This is a genomic window from Paenibacillus bovis, assembly GCF_001421015.2.
Taxonomy (GTDB): Bacteria; Bacillota; Bacilli; order Paenibacillales; family Paenibacillaceae; genus Saccharibacillus; species Saccharibacillus bovis.
Genome location: NZ_CP013023.1, coordinates 1,264,095 through 1,281,761 on the forward strand (window position 1 = coordinate 1,264,095; position 17,667 = coordinate 1,281,761).

Annotated in this window: 15 protein-coding genes and 1 pseudogene; 13 read left to right on the forward strand and 3 right to left on the reverse strand. The window is 50.8% G+C overall.

The window, feature by feature from the left end; genetic code table 11:
* Positions 1 to 3 precede the first annotated feature (3 nt).
* Both mutY and AR543_RS05405 read left to right on the forward strand, forming a co-directional pair.
* Positions 4 to 1,449 (forward strand): A/G-specific adenine glycosylase, encoded by a 1,446-nt coding sequence (gene mutY / locus AR543_RS05400; protein WP_060532474.1) that lies wholly within the window; start codon positions 4 to 6, stop codon positions 1,447 to 1,449.
* A 232-nt stretch (positions 1,450 to 1,681) separates the two neighbouring features.
* Positions 1,682 to 2,944, forward strand: a complete 1,263-nt coding sequence (locus tag AR543_RS05405; RefSeq protein ID WP_060532476.1) for an oligogalacturonate lyase family protein — start codon at positions 1,682 to 1,684, stop codon at positions 2,942 to 2,944.
* Positions 2,945 to 3,196: 252 nt separating this feature from the next.
* Here the strand turns inward: AR543_RS05405 and AR543_RS05410 are convergent, their stop codons facing one another.
* Positions 3,197 to 3,808, reverse strand: a complete 612-nt coding sequence (locus AR543_RS05410) for a superoxide dismutase (RefSeq protein WP_017812635.1) — start codon at positions 3,806 to 3,808, stop codon at positions 3,197 to 3,199.
* Between the two features lie 841 nt (positions 3,809 to 4,649).
* Between AR543_RS05410 and AR543_RS05415 the strand changes: the two genes are divergently transcribed.
* The 6 genes and pseudogenes from AR543_RS05415 (at position 4,650) to AR543_RS24200 (ending at position 9,609) form a co-directional block, all read left to right on the forward strand.
* Positions 4,650 to 5,078, forward strand: a complete 429-nt coding sequence (locus AR543_RS05415) for a GNAT family N-acetyltransferase (RefSeq protein ID WP_046216355.1) — start codon at positions 4,650 to 4,652, stop codon at positions 5,076 to 5,078.
* A 206-nt stretch (positions 5,079 to 5,284) separates the two neighbouring features.
* Positions 5,285 to 7,020, forward strand: a pseudogene (queG, locus tag AR543_RS05420) (tRNA epoxyqueuosine(34) reductase QueG).
* 85 nt (positions 7,021 to 7,105) lie between these two features.
* The gene (locus AR543_RS05430) at positions 7,106 to 8,140 is read left to right on the forward strand and encodes an HD-GYP domain-containing protein (RefSeq protein WP_060532478.1); all 1,035 of its coding nucleotides are present in this window, start codon (positions 7,106 to 7,108) and stop codon (positions 8,138 to 8,140) included.
* Between the two features lie 144 nt (positions 8,141 to 8,284).
* The gene (locus AR543_RS05435; RefSeq protein ID WP_060536654.1) at positions 8,285 to 8,563 is read left to right on the forward strand and encodes a YneF family protein; all 279 of its coding nucleotides are present in this window, start codon (positions 8,285 to 8,287) and stop codon (positions 8,561 to 8,563) included.
* Positions 8,564 to 8,615: 52 nt separating this feature from the next.
* The gene (gene folE, locus AR543_RS05440; RefSeq protein ID WP_017812641.1) at positions 8,616 to 9,212 is read left to right on the forward strand and encodes a GTP cyclohydrolase I FolE; all 597 of its coding nucleotides are present in this window, start codon (positions 8,616 to 8,618) and stop codon (positions 9,210 to 9,212) included.
* A gap of 223 nt (positions 9,213 to 9,435) precedes the next feature.
* Positions 9,436 to 9,609, forward strand: coding sequence for a hypothetical protein (locus tag AR543_RS24200; RefSeq protein WP_017812642.1), 174 nt, complete (start codon positions 9,436 to 9,438; stop codon positions 9,607 to 9,609).
* Between the two features lie 153 nt (positions 9,610 to 9,762).
* Here the strand turns inward: AR543_RS24200 and AR543_RS05445 are convergent, their stop codons facing one another.
* Both AR543_RS05445 and AR543_RS05450 read right to left on the reverse strand, forming a co-directional pair.
* Entirely contained in the window at positions 9,763 to 10,608 is an 846-nt protein-coding gene (locus tag AR543_RS05445) for a MurR/RpiR family transcriptional regulator (protein WP_060532480.1), read from the reverse strand.
* 15 nt (positions 10,609 to 10,623) lie between these two features.
* Complete coding sequence (locus tag AR543_RS05450) at positions 10,624 to 11,841, reverse strand: serine hydrolase domain-containing protein (RefSeq protein ID WP_060532482.1); 1,218 nt, start codon at positions 11,839 to 11,841, stop codon at positions 10,624 to 10,626.
* A 339-nt stretch (positions 11,842 to 12,180) separates the two neighbouring features.
* Between AR543_RS05450 and AR543_RS05455 the strand changes: the two genes are divergently transcribed.
* The 5 genes from AR543_RS05455 to AR543_RS05475 all read left to right on the forward strand — a co-directional run bounded on the left by AR543_RS05455 (position 12,181) and on the right by AR543_RS05475 (position 17,650).
* The gene (locus AR543_RS05455; RefSeq protein WP_060532484.1) at positions 12,181 to 13,122 is read left to right on the forward strand and encodes a BadF/BadG/BcrA/BcrD ATPase family protein; all 942 of its coding nucleotides are present in this window, start codon (positions 12,181 to 12,183) and stop codon (positions 13,120 to 13,122) included.
* 29 nt (positions 13,123 to 13,151) lie between these two features.
* The gene (murQ, locus tag AR543_RS05460; RefSeq protein WP_060532486.1) at positions 13,152 to 14,057 is read left to right on the forward strand and encodes an N-acetylmuramic acid 6-phosphate etherase; all 906 of its coding nucleotides are present in this window, start codon (positions 13,152 to 13,154) and stop codon (positions 14,055 to 14,057) included.
* A 218-nt stretch (positions 14,058 to 14,275) separates the two neighbouring features.
* Complete coding sequence (locus tag AR543_RS05465) at positions 14,276 to 15,130, forward strand: lipoate--protein ligase family protein (protein WP_082472131.1); 855 nt, start codon at positions 14,276 to 14,278, stop codon at positions 15,128 to 15,130.
* A 32-nt stretch (positions 15,131 to 15,162) separates the two neighbouring features.
* Entirely contained in the window at positions 15,163 to 16,161 is a 999-nt protein-coding gene (locus AR543_RS05470) for a beta-ketoacyl-ACP synthase III (RefSeq protein WP_060532488.1), read from the forward strand.
* Positions 16,151 to 17,650 (forward strand): ATP-grasp domain-containing protein, encoded by a 1,500-nt coding sequence (locus AR543_RS05475; protein WP_060532490.1) that lies wholly within the window; start codon positions 16,151 to 16,153, stop codon positions 17,648 to 17,650. The genes AR543_RS05470 and AR543_RS05475 overlap by 11 nt, the downstream gene beginning before the upstream one ends.
* The last annotated feature ends 17 nt before the right edge of the window (positions 17,651 to 17,667 follow it).

A 17,667-nucleotide genomic window follows, 5' to 3' on the forward strand; every position in this document is an offset into this window, starting at 1 on the left:
AGAATGTCCAATATAACAGCAGAACAGGAAGCCAAACGCTACTTCAGCCGCGAACTGCTGGCGTGGTATGACGAACACAAACGGGATCTGCCCTGGCGGCGCAGCCGGAATCCGTATCATATCTGGATCTCGGAGATTATGCTTCAGCAGACCCGTGTCGATACAGTAATCCCCTATTTTCTGCGCTTTGTCGAGAAGTTCCCGACAGTAGAGATTCTGGCCAATGCACCGGAAGAAGAAGTGCTGAAGTGCTGGGAAGGTCTGGGCTATTATTCGCGAGCCCGCAATATTCAGTCTGCTGCCAAGCAGGTCGTGGAGCGTCATGGGGGGATCGTACCGGATACGCCGGAAGAAATATCTGCCCTCAAAGGTATCGGTCCCTACACGGCCGGTGCCGTACTCAGTATTGCCTACAATGTACCGGTACCTGCTGTCGATGGCAATGTCATGCGTGTGTTGTCGCGCTATTTCTGTCTGGAAGACGATATCGCCAAAAATCCAACCCGGATCAAAATGGAAAAGCTGGCTGGAGAGCTGATTCCTGCTGGCAGAGCTTCTGACTTCAACCAGGCACTGATGGAGCTGGGTGCGCTGATCTGTACACCCAAATCTCCGCATTGCCTGACATGTCCGGTAATGAAGCACTGCAAAGGACGAATCAATGGAATGGAAGAGCAGCTGCCGGTGAAGACCAAAGCCAAGCCGCCGCGTCCCGAACATCGTCTGCTGGCAGTGATCGAAGGCCAGGGAGAGCACGCCGGTAAAGTACTGATCCGTCAGCGTCCGGCTACCGGTCTGCTGGCGCGGATGTGGGAGCTGCCGCATGTTATCGCGGAAGAGTCCAAAAAAGCCGGGGCTGGAGCCAATCTGTCTGAAGAAGCCGCCATGCAGCGGCTAAGCATGGCCCTGCATAACGAAGGTGTAGAGGTACGTCCTGGAGAAGCCTGGATGACAGCCGAGCATACTTTTAGCCATATTCAGTGGTATATGCGTGTATTCCTCTGTACGGAGGCTAGTGCAGCAAGCACAGCCGAGCAGAATCTAGTCGGTGCTCAGTCTGCGGATGAGCTGGCCAGACGATCTGATGAAAAAGCAGAACCTGCATCCGCCTTGCATAGTGGTGCGAAGATGGATATTTCTGATCGCCAGCTGCCGCTGAATCAGGTACAGGAACCGGAGCAGGGTACGCTCGATATCAAGCTGTCCGGAGCTACAGCGGAGAGTCTGGAGCATATTCGTCAGCAGCTGGCTGCAAGTGCAGCAACGGACATCGTGGAGCCGATCAGCCAGGTCGCCGAACAGCAGGAAGTGTATGCTGCTGTACCGAGTACGCTGCTGGGTGAAGCTTTTGCTTACGATTACCGCTGGATCAGCCAGGAAGACATGGAAAAGTACGCTTTTCCGAATCTGTTCCTGAAGATCCTACAGCAGTATTTTAAAGAGAAATAAGCTAGCCGTATAAAGATCAATAGACCGAGTCCCTGTCAGATACAATTGGCAGGGATTTTTTATTTGGCGATGAAGGGTCCAGTGCCTCTAATGCAGGAAAATGGGAGCTGCATCCTGCATTACATATCAGATCGTAATTGATTAGACAATCTCAGAGCCGGGTACTCGTTAGAGAAGAGAAAGTGAAATCGCCTGAGCGGCTGTTCGGTAACGGGTGGAGGAGGGAAGTATCATGTCCAGAACAATAGCAATGGTAAAAGGTACAATATGGGCTCCAGAGTGGAAACAATATCATGACCCACTGACTGGCGTGCAGGTGCATCAGCTGACCGATTACCGGGGGCATAGCCGCCAGCTGTACTTTACCGAAAATGGATTGTATGACGAAGGCAGACGTTTGTTGTTCGTATCCGATAGGGATAACAGCGCCAATCTGTTCTCAATTCATCTAGATACTGGCGAGATGACCCAGCTGACCACCTACGCAAACAATGACGATCTGCAGGTATGCCTGACCCCGGATGGACAGCAGGCACTGCTGCAAAAAGAAGATACGATCTCGCTGCTGGATCTGACATCTTTTCGCGAGCGGGTCAAATACCGCTGCCCGGAAGGATTCCGGTTGGGGAATATCAGCTGTACAGCGGATGGAGAGTCGGTACTGGTCTGTATCCGGCGGAAGCCATTTGCCAAAAATGATCCAGAGAACGACCCGGAAGCCAACCAGGAATGGAATCACAAAGATACATTTCACAATGTGACCAATAATAAAGATACAGGTATAGATCGTCAAGCAGCAGAGCAGCTTATGCCGGAATCTTCTTCTTCGTTCAGTCAGATCATTGCGGTTCATCTTCATACGAGACAGTCAGAGATCATCCATGAAGATCAGAGCGTGATTGCCCATGTGCAGGCTTCTCCGGTTCATCCCTGGCTGCTGACCTTTTGTCAGGAAGATAGCCGGGAGCTAGGAGACTACCCTATCTGGAGCATGGATCGACGCAGCGGCAAAATCAGTCCAGTCCGGGCAAGACGCGAAGCAGACGAAGTTGTCGGCCGACCTTATTTCCTCAATGACGGCGAGACAATCGGCTATCAGGGAGTACGAAGCAGCGGCATATCCTTTTGGGGAAGTATCCGTTACGATCAATCGGATCAGCAGGAGCAGGAGATCCCTTTTGCGATCCATCATGCCTATCTGGACGGCAAGTATCAGGCGATTACAGATGGCAGAGAAGACGTGCAGACCCTGAATCTCTGGCGAGCATCTCCTGATGCTGAGGAAGCCTACAACGGACCGTATGTACTCTGCGAACTGCGCTGCAGCTTCCATTCACCCAAAGTTCATGCCTATCCGCGAATTAGTCAGGATAGCCGTAGACTCTTTTTCACCAGCGACCGTACAGGCTATGCGAATATCTATATGGTGGAGCTGCCTGATGATATTAGTGACTTGCCCATGATGCATAAGCACATAACGCAGGAAAGGAAATAAGAGCAAGGACGACATTTAAGCCTGGAGATCCTCATTTTCTCCCCCTATTAAAGGATCTCCAAGCTTAACCGGAGGACATGCTCTTATTCCTTTCCGGAGTGAATGAAGCGATCAACTCCAAAGTGAATGAAGCAATCAACCCCAATACTATGAAAATCCGAAAAAGCACAAAAAGGCTGCCCTGTATAGACAGGACAGCCTTTCGTATATATGTCGTATCATTGCTGTTACGTAAGAAAGGGGATCTTCCGATTACTTCGCAGCAGTGTAACGAGCGTTTACAGCATCCCAGTTAACTACATTCCAGAAAGCGGAGATGTAATCAGGACGTTTGTTTTGATATTTCAGGTAGTAAGCGTGCTCCCATACGTCCAGACCGAGAAGTGGAGTCAGACCTTCCATTACCGGGCTGTCCTGGTTAGGTGTGCTTGTGATTGCCAGTTTGCCGTCTTTGCCGACAACTAGCCAAGCCCAACCGCTACCAAAACGTGTAGTTGCTGCTTTAGCGAAATCTTCTTTGAATTTGTCGAAGCCGCCCAGTTCGCTATCGATTGCAGCTGCCAGTTCACCTGTAGGTGCGCCGCCAGCGTCAGGGCCGATAACTTCCCAGAACAGGCTGTGGTTGTGATGTCCGCCACCGTTGTTGCGTACAGCTGTGCGGATATTTTCAGGTACACTGTTCAGATCGCTGATCAGTTCGTCCAGGCTTTTGCTTTGCAGTTCAGGAGCGCTTTCCAGAGCAGCGTTCAGGTTGGTTACGTATGTGTTATGGTGACGATCGTGGTGAATCATCATCGTTTGTTCGTCGATGTGTGGTTCCAGAGCGTTGTTAGGGTACGGTAATGCTGGTAGTTCGAATGCCATCGTAAAATACCTCCTGAGATTTGGATTGGGGAATACCGATAAAAGAAGTCCCCTATGTAGATAAACATGTTACTGTCTCTATTAAACCGTATATTTCGGACTAAAGCAACATTTGTGTTTAGAAAGTCCATACAGCAAGGGATCCGGGCGATTTTATTTTTTATTTCTATATTACGGAAACGGCCGATCCAACCGAAACAACTTACATAATCAATACATTACAGGCTCCAATCTGGAAGAAGGAGCAGCTTATGGATACAGATGTCGAATGATGATAAATGGAATAATAAGGTTTTTTGATCAGGAATGGGTAAATGCAAAATATTAAATTCCTGCTCGGTGAGTAAGTCTGCTGTCCGGTAGAGCTATTTTTTATCGACATAATATAAGCCATAATGCTTAATTATGACAAAAAGTATAGTGACATGGTGATGGTAGTGTTATACTTGTGTTTGTTGCTAATATAATTTCAATTCAAGATGTCACTTTTGCAATGAATATTTATTTACTATGTTAAATAATCATACATGTATGTTTTTTAACAATAATTGTATATTTCAGAGCAAATAGACGAAAAACGGAGATATGAAGCGCTTTCATAAGAAAAGTGGTGTATTTCCTCGAAAATTGTGGTTTAATTAACACTGAGATTATATTGTGCAATTATTTGCACTTTTTTGCCGTCTTATCGTTTTCCTGTACAGCAGGATTTTACACAACTCTTTATGTAGGGCGTATGGCTCGTCTACGCAGATGTCCTTCTTTTTTGTGTTGGAACATGATTGTCAGGGGTTATTAATGAAACGGTATTTATCAAGCTGATGAAAAGGGAGTTTGGATCATGAAAATTCGTTCCTTTAAGCTAAGTGATTTGAACCTTGTGAAGGAGCTGCTGCAGGTAGCTCTGTCGGAAGAATGCTATGAGCATACTATGGGACCTTTTGCGAGACAATTGTCCTGGGATTCCGAACTGATTATGGTTGCGGAGCAGGGAGAAGAAATTATTGGCTTGTTAATTGGTACGATTGACCGCAATTTCGGTTGTTACTACCGTATTGCCGTTCATCCGGATATGAGAGGCAAAGGAATTGGCAAAGCGCTGGTCGCAGCAATGGAAAAACGTTTCCAGCAGCGTAATGTCAGTGGAATTATGATCGCAGGAGACGAGCATAACGAGGCGGTAATGCCGTTGTATGCAGCTCTGGGCTATGATGAGAGCAAGATTCTTCGTACGTACGAGAAATTAAGCATCGTTGCAGCTAACGCATAATAATTATAGAGATAAATTTGGGATAACTACAGACTATATCATACTGTTTTGTATATATGGACACATCTTGCCTTCCGGCTTCGTGGGGGATGCAGGTGTGTTTTTCTATTTTTTAGACGTATTTCCAGTTAGATCAGGTATAATTATGAAATAGATAGCCGACAACAGTCGGCAGGAGGTGACAGTGAGTGACGCAGCAGGAATATATGATACCAAGTCCAACATCCAGATGGGAACAGCTCAAGCTTGAGATCAAGGCAGCTGCGCCATCGCTGGGAATTGACGATATCGGTTTTACGACCGCCGATCCTTTTCTTTTTCTGAAGGAAGTGCTGGAGGAACACCGGCGCAAAGGCTATGAGTCCGGATTTGAAGAGCCGGATCTGGAGAAAAGAATCAACCCGTCACTAACCCTGGAAGGCGCACGCTCGATCATCGCCATCTCGGTGACGTATCATTCCAAAATGGAAAATCCGCCAAAATCGGAACCCGGACAATACCGGGGCATTATGGCCCGCTCGGCCTGGGGCCGGGATTATCATTATGTGCTGCGGGACCGGATGCAGCGGCTGGAAGATTTTATTCATGAGCGGGTGCCGGAAGCGAGAATCGAGAGCATGGTCGATACCGGTGCGCTCTCGGACCGGGCAGTTGCCCAGCGCGCAGGTATCGGATTTTTTGGTAAAAACTGCGCAGTGATCTCGCCTACGCTCGGTTCCTGGATCTTTCTCGGGGATATGATTACGGATATTCCGTTTCCCCCGGATACGCCGGTGACCGAAGATTGCGGGACCTGCACCAAATGTATTGATGCTTGCCCGACAGGTGCGCTGGTTGGCCCGGGACAGCTGAATTCACAAATTTGTGTATCGTTTCTGACGCAGACCAAGGGGATGCTGTCGGATGAGCATATGCGCAAGATCGGCAACCGGCTGTATGGCTGCGATACCTGTCAGATCGTCTGTCCCAAAAATAAAGGCAAACACTGGAATCATCAGGAAGATCTGCGTCCTGATCCGGAAAAAGCCAAGCCGCTGCTGCTGCCTATGCTCGATCTGAGCAACAAAGAGTTCAAGCAGGAGTTTGGTGATACATCTGCTGCCTGGCGCGGCAAAAACCCGATCCAGCGCAATGCGATTATCGCCCTTGGTAATTTTAAGGATAAAAGCGCAGTGCCTCGTCTGACCGAGATGCTGCTCAAAGACGTGCGTCCGATGATTCGTGGCACTATCGCCTGGGCGCTGAGCCGAATCGGCGGTCCCGATGCTTTGGCTGCTGTAGAGCGTGGACTGGAACGGGAGCAGGAACAGGATGTGATCGATCGCCTGATCGAAGCGAAAAGAATACTGGAGGAGGAGTCCGCGTGACCGACGAGCAGTTGTACGAACCGGCAATGCTGCAAAATGAACAGCATGGAGCTGTATTGTATTATGCCGAAATGGAGTCGCCGGTAGGCCCGGTGACGCTACTGCAATCGGCATATGGATTATGTCATCTGGAATTCAAAACGTATAGTGAGGCGCAGTCCGGTCTATCCACCTGGTCCCGCCGCTGGTATGGAGAACATGAGATTGTCCACTCTCCAACGCAGCTCGGCCAAGCGATCGATCAGCTCAATGAGTATTTTGCCGGTGAACGTCAGGCGTTTGATTTGCAGCTGGATTTGCAGGGGACTGCTTTTCAGCGTCAGGTCTGGCAGGCACTGCAGGTTATTCCTTATGGCGAAGTCGTCTCATATAAATGGATTGCTGTGCATATTGGCAGTCCATCGGCTGTCCGTGCGGTAGGCGGAGCGAATAATCGCAATCCGGTATCGATTATTGTACCCTGCCATCGGGTCATCGGCATGAACGGTCAGATGGTTGGATACGGCGGGGGATTGGATCGCAAGGAACTTTTGCTGGAGCTGGAAGGGTATTTGCGCCAGCCTGTTCTTTTCTGAAATAAAAATATAGACCGTTCTGAGGAAGTCCGCACGATTCGGTCCAAATGAAGTATCTATCATTGTAAGCCAAAGGGGATTGCTGATGAGATACGTAAGCATAGACAATGTCGAGACCGGGCAGCATCTGGGCAAGTCTGTCTATTCGAGTAATGGTACGATCCTGCTGTCGGCAGGTGTGCAGCTGACCGTATTTATGATTAACACGCTGAACCGGATTGGAGTCACCATGATCTATATTCAGGACGAGCAGTTTGCCGACGTAGAGCCGGAAGAAATCCTGAGCGAAGCGACCAAACAGCACATGATCCGGGAAATGAGTGATACCTTTGATGCCGTACGGTCCGGCAAGGAATGGAATCCGGCACGGATTACGCTCAGCGTCGAGAATCTGCTGGAAGATATTATTGGGGCGCGGGAAGTACAGGTACAGCTGACCGATATCAAGACAGCGGACAATGCCCGCTATCTGCATGCGATGAATGTCTGTCTGCTATCGGCGATTATTGGCATGAATATCGGAATGAATCAGCAGCAGCTGCGCGATCTGGCGATTGGCGCCTTGCTGCATGATGTAGGCAAAGTGTCCGGCGGTGAGGCTTTTGATCTGATTCCCGGTTCCAAAATGCATCATACCTGGAGAGGGTTTGAGCTGATCAAGTCCAAGCGCGATTTCAATCTGATGATCGCGCATGTGGCCCTGCAGCACCATGAACGGATGGATGGCACCGGGCAGCCGCGTGGCCTCAGTCACGATGAGATTCACCGGTATGCCCGGATCGTGACGATTGCCAATACGTACGATAATCTGATTACGCCCAAGGAACATGGCGGCAAGAGTCTGCTGCCGCATGAAGCGTGCGAAGAGATGATGGCGATGTCGGGTACGGCGCTGGATCATGATCTGCTGGTCGAGTTTACCCGGATCATTTCCATTTATCCGAATGGGACGGGAGTCCGCCTGTCCACGAGGGAAACCGGGGTAGTCGTGAGCCAGCATAGAGGGCTGCCAGGGCGTCCAGTCGTGCGGATCGTACGCGGAAGCGGCGATTCACTCGATGTCAAAGAAGTCGATCTGGCAAATGCTACAACCGTTTTCATAGAAGCGGTCATGAATTAGACAGGACGTAATTTCCGGTATGAAAATGTTTGCTAGAGCAGGCGTTAAAATGGTATGATAAGTGCTGTTCATGCCTGCAACGGCAAGGAAAGCCAGAGCTCTCCGGGAACGAAATACAATGAATATACAGGGGTGGCACTTATTATGTGGTGGAACTGGGTCATACCTATCGTGACTCTTATCGTGGGTCTCGTCGGGGGCTTCTTCATTGGCGCATATTACCTGCGCAAACAACTGGAAAAAATGCAGAGCGATCCGCAGATGATGCAGAAAATGGCCAAGCAAATGGGCTATAATCTGAATCCGAAGCAGATGCAGCAAGCACAGCAAATGATGAAAAATGGCGGCGGCGTTCCCAAAAAAGGCGCGAAGCCACAAATGCCTCCAATGGGCCGTGGCAATCAGGGCAAACGTAGAAGATAATTACATGACAGGCATCAGTGCATGAAGGCCTTGAATGTGGAAGGAGGTCAGCATGGCTGGAATTAAGGATTATACCAACCTGAAGGTCGCAGCACATCGCGACCAGATTGAATATCATATCAAGGAAATCCTGAACCTGATCGGTGAAGATACCGAACGGGAAGGATTGCTGGAGACACCTGCACGGGTAACACGGATGTACGAGGAGATTTTTGCCGGATACAGTGTAGACCCGCGCGAGGCGCTGGGCGTTACTTTTGACGAGAATCATCAGGAGATGGTCATCGTCAAGGATATCGTCTATTACAGCCAGTGCGAGCATCATATGGCTCCATTCTTCGGCAAAGTCCACATTGGCTATGTACCGAGCGGCAAAATCGCCGGTCTGAGCAAATTCGCCCGTCTGGTCGAAGCGGTTACCCGCCGTCTTCAGGTGCAGGAGCGGATCACAAGCCAGATCGCTGATATTCTCGACGAAGTATTGAAGCCAACCGGTGTAATGGTTGTCGTTGAAGGTGAACATCTGTGCATGTGCGCACGCGGTGTCAAAAAGCCGGGCAGCAAGACGATCACGTCTGCTGTACGCGGCGGCTTCCAGAATGATGCGCCACTGCGCGCAGAGTTCCTGTCGCTGATCAAGGATCACTAAATACCGAATTGCTGAATCACACAAACAAACAACAAACCAAAAGCAGGCAGCCGTCATCCCGGCTGCCTGCTTTTTGGTCTACATTGTGCCTGATGTCACAGCAGACAGGAATACGGTAGTATAGCATGTATATTTTAATGAAAGGCTTGCTCAATACTTGCATTGTAGATTAGACTCATATGCAAGGTTGCTACAGACAAACTGGATGAGTGGAGGAGATTATATGGAAATTCGTGAATTTCTGGATCAGAGACTGACCGAGCTGAATGAGGAGCAAAAGACTGCTTTTATCAAGGAAGTCTGTCTGATCCTATACAACCGCAACAATTCGGATCTGATCGTACGTGCTAAGGTCAATGAGCTGGTACAACGCTATGAGCTGGCACAGCAGCAATAAGATTCTTTATTTTGTCAATATACTCCTCTCCATAACGGAGAGGAGTATTTGTGCTGTCTGATAGCGGAGAAACAGAGTGTCGCTATGTCTGTTCATACAACCAGACTCGCTGCGCCGCCGGGATATACGGATCGGAAAACAAAAGCGGTTAAGCTAAAAGTTCATGCGGTGGACTGCCCTGTATTCCTGTTTCGGATCATCCAGCAAGCGCGGCTCGCTGCGGTTCGCTACACCCAGATACAGCATATCGATCACATGCAGCTGGGTAATCCTTGAAGAAATGCCTCCGCTGCGAGCATCATGCTCCAGGGCAGAGATATGAAGCGGAATCAGCGCCAGACTACTGACGGGATTATTGCCGTACCGGGTGAGGGAAATAGTGGTCGCTCCGGCATCGCGGGCCATCTGCATACACTCGATAGTTACGGCAGTCTGACCGGAATAGGAGATGCCGATTACGGTATCTTCCGGGGTCAGCATGCTGGAGGCCATACGCTGCATATCCGCATCGCTAAAAGCGAATCCCGGTTTGTTGATACGCAGAAATTTGTGCTGGGCATCGCTTGCTACGAGGTAGGAAGCTCCTGTACCCAGAAAAAATAGCCTCCGGGCCTGCTCCAGCGCTTTGATAGCCTTCTCCACGTATAGTGGATTCAGTATTTTGGCTGTATCCCGAATCGATTGAATCGTATTCGCGGATACCTGCTCGATCAGATGCTGGATGGGATCTGCAGGGTGAATTTCCTGATAGCCGCTGATCGGAGGCTCTTCGTACAGATCACCGGCTACTTTGAGCATCAGCTCCTGATACCCTTTGAATCCGGCGGATTTGCATAACCGGATCACCGCTGCCTGACTGCCACCGCTTTGCTTGGCCAATTGGGCGACAGACAAGCCAACCAGCTGGCGCGGATGCTCCAGGATAAAGCTGGCTACTTTGCGTTCGGACGGGGTAATCATTGTAATAATCTCGCGTAGTCTCACTAATCCTCCATTCATACGGTTGCTCCTTTGTCAGTGGGATGAAGACGGTGCAGTCCGATCGTGCAGTGCTGAAGATACAGCAGTATGAAAGTCTCTGCGCAGCTGCTGGATCGATTGTCTGCGTCCATAATGAACCCGGTTAGTCAATAATACGATCGCCAGCTGCTGCTGCGGATCGATTTGAATACTCGTGCCGGTGAATCCTGTATGACCAAATGCAGCAGTAGAGAAAGAAGGACCGGAGACATCCGCATCATCACCTTGCAGTACCCAGCCGAGTCCGCGCCGGGTGCCGGGAAGGGGCGGAGTCTGCCGAGTGACGGCTTCCTGTAGAAGCCGATCGGACAGAGAAAGCGCTGGAGGAGAGACATGGGATAATTCGGACGGGTCATCTATCATGCTGCCACTCACAGCATTCAGCCAATACGCTGCGTATCGCAGCAGATCGCTTGCGGTAGCAAACAAGCCGGCATGTCCACATATACCACCCAGTGCCCGTGCATTCTCGTCATGAACTATGCCCTGCAGATGACTTCCTGTAGGTCTATCGTATTCAGTAGCAGCGATGTTGGCGATATGACTTTTGGCTGGTACGAACAGGCTCTGCTTCATATGCAATGGCTCCCAAATATACTGCGCAGCGCCGGCTGGCAGCGGGAGTCCACTTACCCGGGTGAACAGTTCACCCAGCAGCATAAACCCTGGATCACTATACATACATGCCTGTCCTGTGGCATAAGCAGGCGGCATCTGACTGATCGTCTGAATGGCTTCCGGCATGGTGAGGACAGTACCGGAATAGAAATCGGCTATGGCAGGCAGACCGGAGGTATGACTGAGCAGCTGACGAAGCGTGATCTGCTGATAAGGTCCTGTTCGTAATTCAGCCATATCTACAGATACCGGGCGATCCAGCTCCAGTATTCCGCGCTGGACAAGCGTCAATATCAGTGGCAGTGTAACGACTACTTTGGTCAATGAAGCACAGTCGTATATCGTATCGGTATTGGCAGGAATCTGCCTATCGGCTGTATCGACCGCCCAGCCAATTGCTTTGTACAGACAATGACCCTGCCAGTAGATAGCAGCCGAAGCACCCGGAACGATTCGCTGCTGACAGGCTGCATACAGCGGATTCCACATATGCTCCAGTTGAGCGAGCTGATCTGGTGATAAAGGTTCTACAGCCGAATGGGTAGTAGTGTACCTTGTAGGTACAGAAGGTACGGAAGGTACAGATTCATTCATGGTATTCCCTCCATGAGTTAAGATGGAAATGATACACATGCAATAACATATGATCCCGATAAGTAGTGATACTAAAATGTCACTGTATTGTTAATTAATATAACCACAAAAGATTAGCGATGTCATTTCATTTATACATCAAAAAATAATTATTTTATATAATAGCAAAATGATGAAATATAATTTCGATTACAGTCTTCCCACTATCCTGCACATGTTATAATAAGTGCAAATTATAACGGTATATCCAAAAGTCTATAACATAGCTGACATCAACATACAGGGTCTGACCACAACACATCTTGCATCTGCTGACAATCAAATACAAGGGATGAGTATATGGAATATGTGATAGGAATAGATGGAGGCGGTACCTCGACAACCGCAGTGGCTGTAGATGGAAATGGGCAGCAAATCGCTTATGCAGAAGGTAATGCAAGCAATCCCAAATCGTCGGCTGGCACAGACTACAGGAGCAATATACATAATGTAATTTCACAGCTGCTAAGCGACTCTGCGCTGGTGCTTGAACAGTGCCGGGGGATAGGTGCAGGTGTAGCCGGAGTCTATACCCCGGAGGAATGCAGAGTCGTTGAGCAAGTGCTGCACAGTTACTGGCAGGAACGCGGACAACAGGCACCGGATATACGGGTCGTCAGTGACGCCGAGACTGCTCTGGCAGCAGCTTTTGGTACTAATCGCGGAATAGTGGCTATTGCAGGTACGGGGTCGATCGTGCTGGGTGTTCTGCCTTCCGGAGAGAGGGTGCGCGCCGGAGGCTGGGGACATATTTTAGGAGATCAGGGAAGTGGATACGCGATCGGACAGCGAACGCTGCAGACGGTGATGCTTGGCTACGATGGTATCGTGGAGGTGACCGGATTATCGGACAAGGTACTGCAGCATTATGATGCACGTTCTGCCGAAGATCTGCGTCATATTGTATATCAGCCGCATATAGGCAAAAGACAGATCGCGGCAGCGGCAAAGCTTTGTATAGAAGCATCACAGTCGGGAGACGTGTTGGCACAGCAAATTATTACGCAGGCTGCCGTTGATATGGCTGAATTGGTACAGGCTCTGCTGAACCGGTATCCAGAGCTGGAGCAGACAGGCATCGCAGCGGCCGGTTCCATATTCCGTTATTCCGTGCTGTACCGGGAGACATTTGTCCAGCAGCTGCAGCAAGGCTATGCTCGTTTGCCGGAGGTAAGACTGGCGGAGCAACAAGCAGCCTATGGTGCAGCTGTACTGATCATGAACAGGCTGGCAGAACATTGATTTTATAAAAATCGGGAGGGCAACAGGAGATGAATCCATCCTTAGGCAAGCTGCTGACCGAGCAGCAAAATCCGCGTACCACAGGTATCGACGATATGACAGCAGAACAGATTTTGCGAGCAATTCATGAAGAAGATCGTACAGTACCGGCAGCAGTCGAACGCTGTATTCCCGAGATTGCCAAAGTCGTCGAAGCTATTACAGAGAGCTTCCGTACAGGCGGACGATTGCTGTATGCGGGAGCAGGTACCAGCGGACGGCTTGGTATTCTGGATGCGTCGGAATGTCCACCTACCTATGGCAGTGATCCCGAGCAGGTCATTGGACTGATCGCAGGAGGCAGCCGGGCGATTCAGCAGGCGGTTGAAGGCGCCGAAGACAATCCGGAGCTGGGACGGCGGGATATTCGTGAACATCAAGTATCTGGCCGGGATGTGGTAGTGGGAATCGCTGCCAGCGGACGCACTCCGTATGTACTCGGAGCGATGCAGGAGGCTGTGGAACGTGGCGCAGTAGTTGTTGGAATCAGCAATAATCCTGATTCGGAGATGGGCAAGGTCGCTTCTATTATGATCGAGGCGGTAACCGGCCCGGAGGCTATCGTCGGCTCCACACGCATGAAGGCGGGAACCGCACAGAAGCTGATTCTCAATATGCTGACTACAGCCTCCATGATTCGCTCCGGCAAAGTATACCGCAATTTGATGGTGGATATGCAGGCGACCAACGAAAAGCTGGCACTGCGCGCCCGGCGGCTGATCCAGCTGGCGACCGAAGCGGACGATGATAAGGTGGAACAGGCTTATCTGGCTTCTGGAGGTCATGTGAAGACTGCTATTGTGATGATCCTGCTGCAGGTGGATGCCGATGCTGCAGCCGAACTGCTGCAAAGCAGCGGCGGTTTTGTGCGGCAAGTACTTGACCATTCATACTAGACTTTACAGATAGAGCATCCGCGGACAAACGGATGCTTTTTGTGCAGCAAAGGATGCTAAGGCAGATGCGGTCCGATTCCGATGCATACAACGAAAAAAGAAGTGCGCTAGATATTCCTTGTTTTATCCCGCTATAGCTCTGCGGATAGAACTGGTATAATAACAAGTATCAGACAGAGTACGGATAAGACGGTACTGCTGGAAATGGAGGGAGCAGTTTGACAGATAATCAGCAGGTACAGCCCACAGTTACCGGGGGCGGGAAAACCAATTGGCCGGAAGGATTGGAACAGGCGGTGTGGTATGAGACGCCGCTGCTCGGCAAAGAGGTACCGATGCTGCAGCCGTTGGCATGGGAAGAACTGATGTGCCGCCAGGTAGGCATTGGACATCCGCCGGTCGTACATATGTGGCGTCATACGGATGGTATGACTATCGGTCTACGGGATCGCAGGCTGTCGAATGCAGCTGCTGCCATGAAGCAGATCCAGCAGGAAGGAACAGCGATCTGCGTACGCCCTTCCGGCGGTGCAGCTGTACCCCTGCATCCGGGTATCCTGAACTTATCGATTATTTTGCCTAATCCCAAGCATCGTATCAATATTCATGAAGACTTTCAATTTATGGCCGACTGGATTAGCCAGGCCGTTTATCCATGGAGCCGTGAGGTATATACCGGAGAAGTGGAGGGTGCCTTTTGCCCGGGAGATTACGATATCGGTATTCATGGTCGCAAATTCTGTGGGATCGCCCAGCGTCGCCAGGCCAAAGCCTATATTATTACCGCTTTTGTGATTGTGAATGGGCAAGGGGATGAGCTGGCCGAGCAGATCAGGCAGTTCTACGAGCGGGCAGCGGGTCCCGAAGATCAGGGCTATCCGGTCGTGCGTCAGGGAACGATGGGAGGGCTGGGTGAGCTGGCAGGAGTGCCTTCTGTAGATGCCTACCAGACAGAGCTGCAGCGACTGCTGAATAATGGACAATTGCCGGATATACGGGATGGATCAGAAGTATTTAGCAAGGATGAAATAGAGCAGATGATGACTTATCTGCATGAACGCTACGACGAATAGCTTTATTCTATCAATAGATTAGAGGGATTATTATGCAGCTTCGCAAAGTGAAAATTATGGGAACAGGCAAATATTTGCCGCGTCAGGCCGTAACCGATGCACAGGTAGATCAGCGTCTGGGCGTCAAGCCCGGTTGGGCTGCCAAAGCAGGCGGTGTCGGTACGCGGTATTACGTGGATAAAGGCGAGACAGCCTCTACGATGGGAGCGGCAGCGGCTTATTCTGCGCTTGAAGCAGCCGGACTGACATTTGACGATATCGATTGTCTCGTGTGCACGAGCGGCACCAAGGAGCAGCCGCTGCCCAGCACGGCTTCTTTTATCCAGCAGGCGATGGGGCAGGAAGATTCCGGCATACCTGCTTTTGATATTGACGGTACATGTCTGAGCTTTGTTTTTGGTCTGGATACGTTATCCTATCTCGTAGCAGCCGGACGCTATCGTTATGTATTGCTGGTAGCGACAGAGGTAGCTTCGGCAGGACTGGACTGGAGTCAAAAGGAAAGCGCCGTACTGTTCGGCGATGGAGCTGCTGCCGTCGTGATCGGACCGGCAGCCGCCGATGAATCTTCAGCGATTATACATACTTCACTTCATACGTATAGCAAAGGAGCACGTTATTCGGAGGTGGCAGCCGGCGGTACCCGTTTCCCGCATGGGCATGAGCAGGCAGCTGCACCGGCTTATCTGTTCCAAATGGACGGTCCCGCGATTTTCCGGATGGCTTCCCGGTTACTGCCGGAATTTATCGAGGATCTGCTGACACAATCTCGGACGGTGATGAACGATTTTCGGATGGTAATTCCACATCAGGGCAGTGCGATGGCGATGCGGCTGATGCGCCGCAAGCTGGGGATCGAAGAGGAACAATTTATGAATATTACACCCAATCATGGCAATACAATTGCGGCTTCGATCCCGATGGGACTGCATGAAGCGATTGTGCAGGGGCGGATTCGTCGCGGCGACCGGATCATGCTGCTCGGTACGGCAGCCGGGTTGTCGCTGGGAGGCATGGTGCTTGATTACTAAAACTGCCGCTCCGCAGCGTATTCTGCTCACCGGCGGCCGTGCTCCGGTCGCCCTGGAGCTGGCTCGTCAGCTGCATGCCGGTGGACATACGATATATGTAGCAGAGAGCGCAGCCTATCATCTATGCCGCACGTCCAATGCAGTAACGGCCAGTTTTCGTCTGCCGCCGCCGCGCCAGCAACCGGAAGCGTATTTGGAAAAGCTATCGCAGCTATTGGTAGAGCTGGAGATTCAGCTGCTGCTGCCTACATGCGAAGAAATCTTTTATATTGCCCACGGGTATGAACAGCTTAACCGGATCTGCCGGGTTCTGTCTCCTCCCCTGGAATCGCTGCGACCTCTACATCACAAAGGCGATTTTATCCGGCAGGTACGTCAGGCAGGACTGGCAGCACCGGTGACGCGGTTGATTACCGATGCAGTGGCATGGCAGCAGGCCCAGCAAAGTATCCGTAAATGGGTACAATCTGTAGAGTCTCTACCGGAGGACTTGGTAGACCCTACCTGGCTCCAGCAGCCGGTCGCAACAAATGCCGACATGCCTATAAGCAGTTTACAAGCTTCTAAACCATCCCGATTTGCTGACAAATCACTGTCTACCGTGCAGACCCCGTCGGCCGGGAGAGCAGGCTGCCAAGCAGAGGATAAGGATGGAAGTGAATGTAGCGACGGGATCTACGATGGGCCGGTGGTATTAAAGCCGGCTTATTCGCGCTTTGCTTCCCGTGTGCTGATGCCTGCTTTTTTTCGGCAATTATACCGGGATCGCGGCAGGCGTACAGATCGTCAATCTACCCTGTCCGCAGCGGTACCTGCTTCATTATCTGCCGCAGAGCCATGGATCGCCCAGCGCTATCTGGAAGGGGGAAATATATGTACCTACAGCATTGTGCACGAAGGTGTTGTCGTGGCCCATGCAGCGTATCGGAGTCAGTATCGCAGCAGTCAGGCGGGAGCCAGTGTTCATTTTGAAGCTCTGGATGGAGCGGACACGCTGGCCTGGGTACGACAGTTTATCGAAGGACAGCAGAGGACGCAAGGGAACGAGTTCAGCGGGCAAATCAGCTTCGATCTGATTAGCTCGGCTGTCGATCAGCAGCTCTATCCGATCGAATGCAATCCACGAACCACAAGCGGTGTGCATTTATTTCGTCCAGAAGATGGATTGGAGCTGGCGCTGCTTTGCCCGGATCAATTGGTTGCCGCGCAGCGGATCATTCAGCCGCAGCCGGGCAGCCGCGCGATGCTGACACTGCCCATGCTGATTAGCGGCTGGCGCCAGCGTTGGTCAGGGCAGGATTGGAAAAGATGGTTCGCAGCTATGCGAGGAACAAGAGATGCAATCTATCATGCCCGGGATCGAGGACCTTATATAGAGCAGTTCCGATTGGTTCGGGCGGCCTGGCGACTGAGCAGGCAGCAGCGCATATCGGTCACCGAAGCATTAACCCACGATATCGAATGGAACGGACAGCCGATCCAACCATGATCGACACGAAAAGAGGC

Coding starts and splice junctions, on each gene's coding strand:
- AR543_RS24200 (WP_017812642.1), top strand. CDS start 9,436: ATGGAAATTCGTGAATTTCTGGATCAGAGACTGACCGAGCTGAATGAG.
- murQ (WP_060532486.1), top strand. CDS start 13,152: ATGAATCCATCCTTAGGCAAGCTGCTGACCGAGCAGCAAAATCCGCGT.
- AR543_RS05435 (WP_060536654.1), top strand. CDS start 8,285: ATGTGGTGGAACTGGGTCATACCTATCGTGACTCTTATCGTGGGTCTC.
- AR543_RS05455 (WP_060532484.1), top strand. CDS start 12,181: ATGGAATATGTGATAGGAATAGATGGAGGCGGTACCTCGACAACCGCA.
- AR543_RS05445 (WP_060532480.1), bottom strand. CDS start 10,608: ATGAATGGAGGATTAGTGAGACTACGCGAGATTATTACAATGATTACC.
- AR543_RS05430 (WP_060532478.1), top strand. CDS start 7,106: ATGAGATACGTAAGCATAGACAATGTCGAGACCGGGCAGCATCTGGGC.
- mutY (WP_060532474.1), top strand. CDS start 4: ATGTCCAATATAACAGCAGAACAGGAAGCCAAACGCTACTTCAGCCGC.
- AR543_RS05415 (WP_046216355.1), top strand. CDS start 4,650: ATGAAAATTCGTTCCTTTAAGCTAAGTGATTTGAACCTTGTGAAGGAG.
- AR543_RS05405 (WP_060532476.1), top strand. CDS start 1,682: ATGTCCAGAACAATAGCAATGGTAAAAGGTACAATATGGGCTCCAGAG.
- AR543_RS05450 (WP_060532482.1), bottom strand. CDS start 11,841: ATGAATGAATCTGTACCTTCCGTACCTTCTGTACCTACAAGGTACACT.
- folE (WP_017812641.1), top strand. CDS start 8,616: ATGGCTGGAATTAAGGATTATACCAACCTGAAGGTCGCAGCACATCGC.
- AR543_RS05410 (WP_017812635.1), bottom strand. CDS start 3,808: ATGGCATTCGAACTACCAGCATTACCGTACCCTAACAACGCTCTGGAA.
- AR543_RS05470 (WP_060532488.1), top strand. CDS start 15,163: ATGCAGCTTCGCAAAGTGAAAATTATGGGAACAGGCAAATATTTGCCG.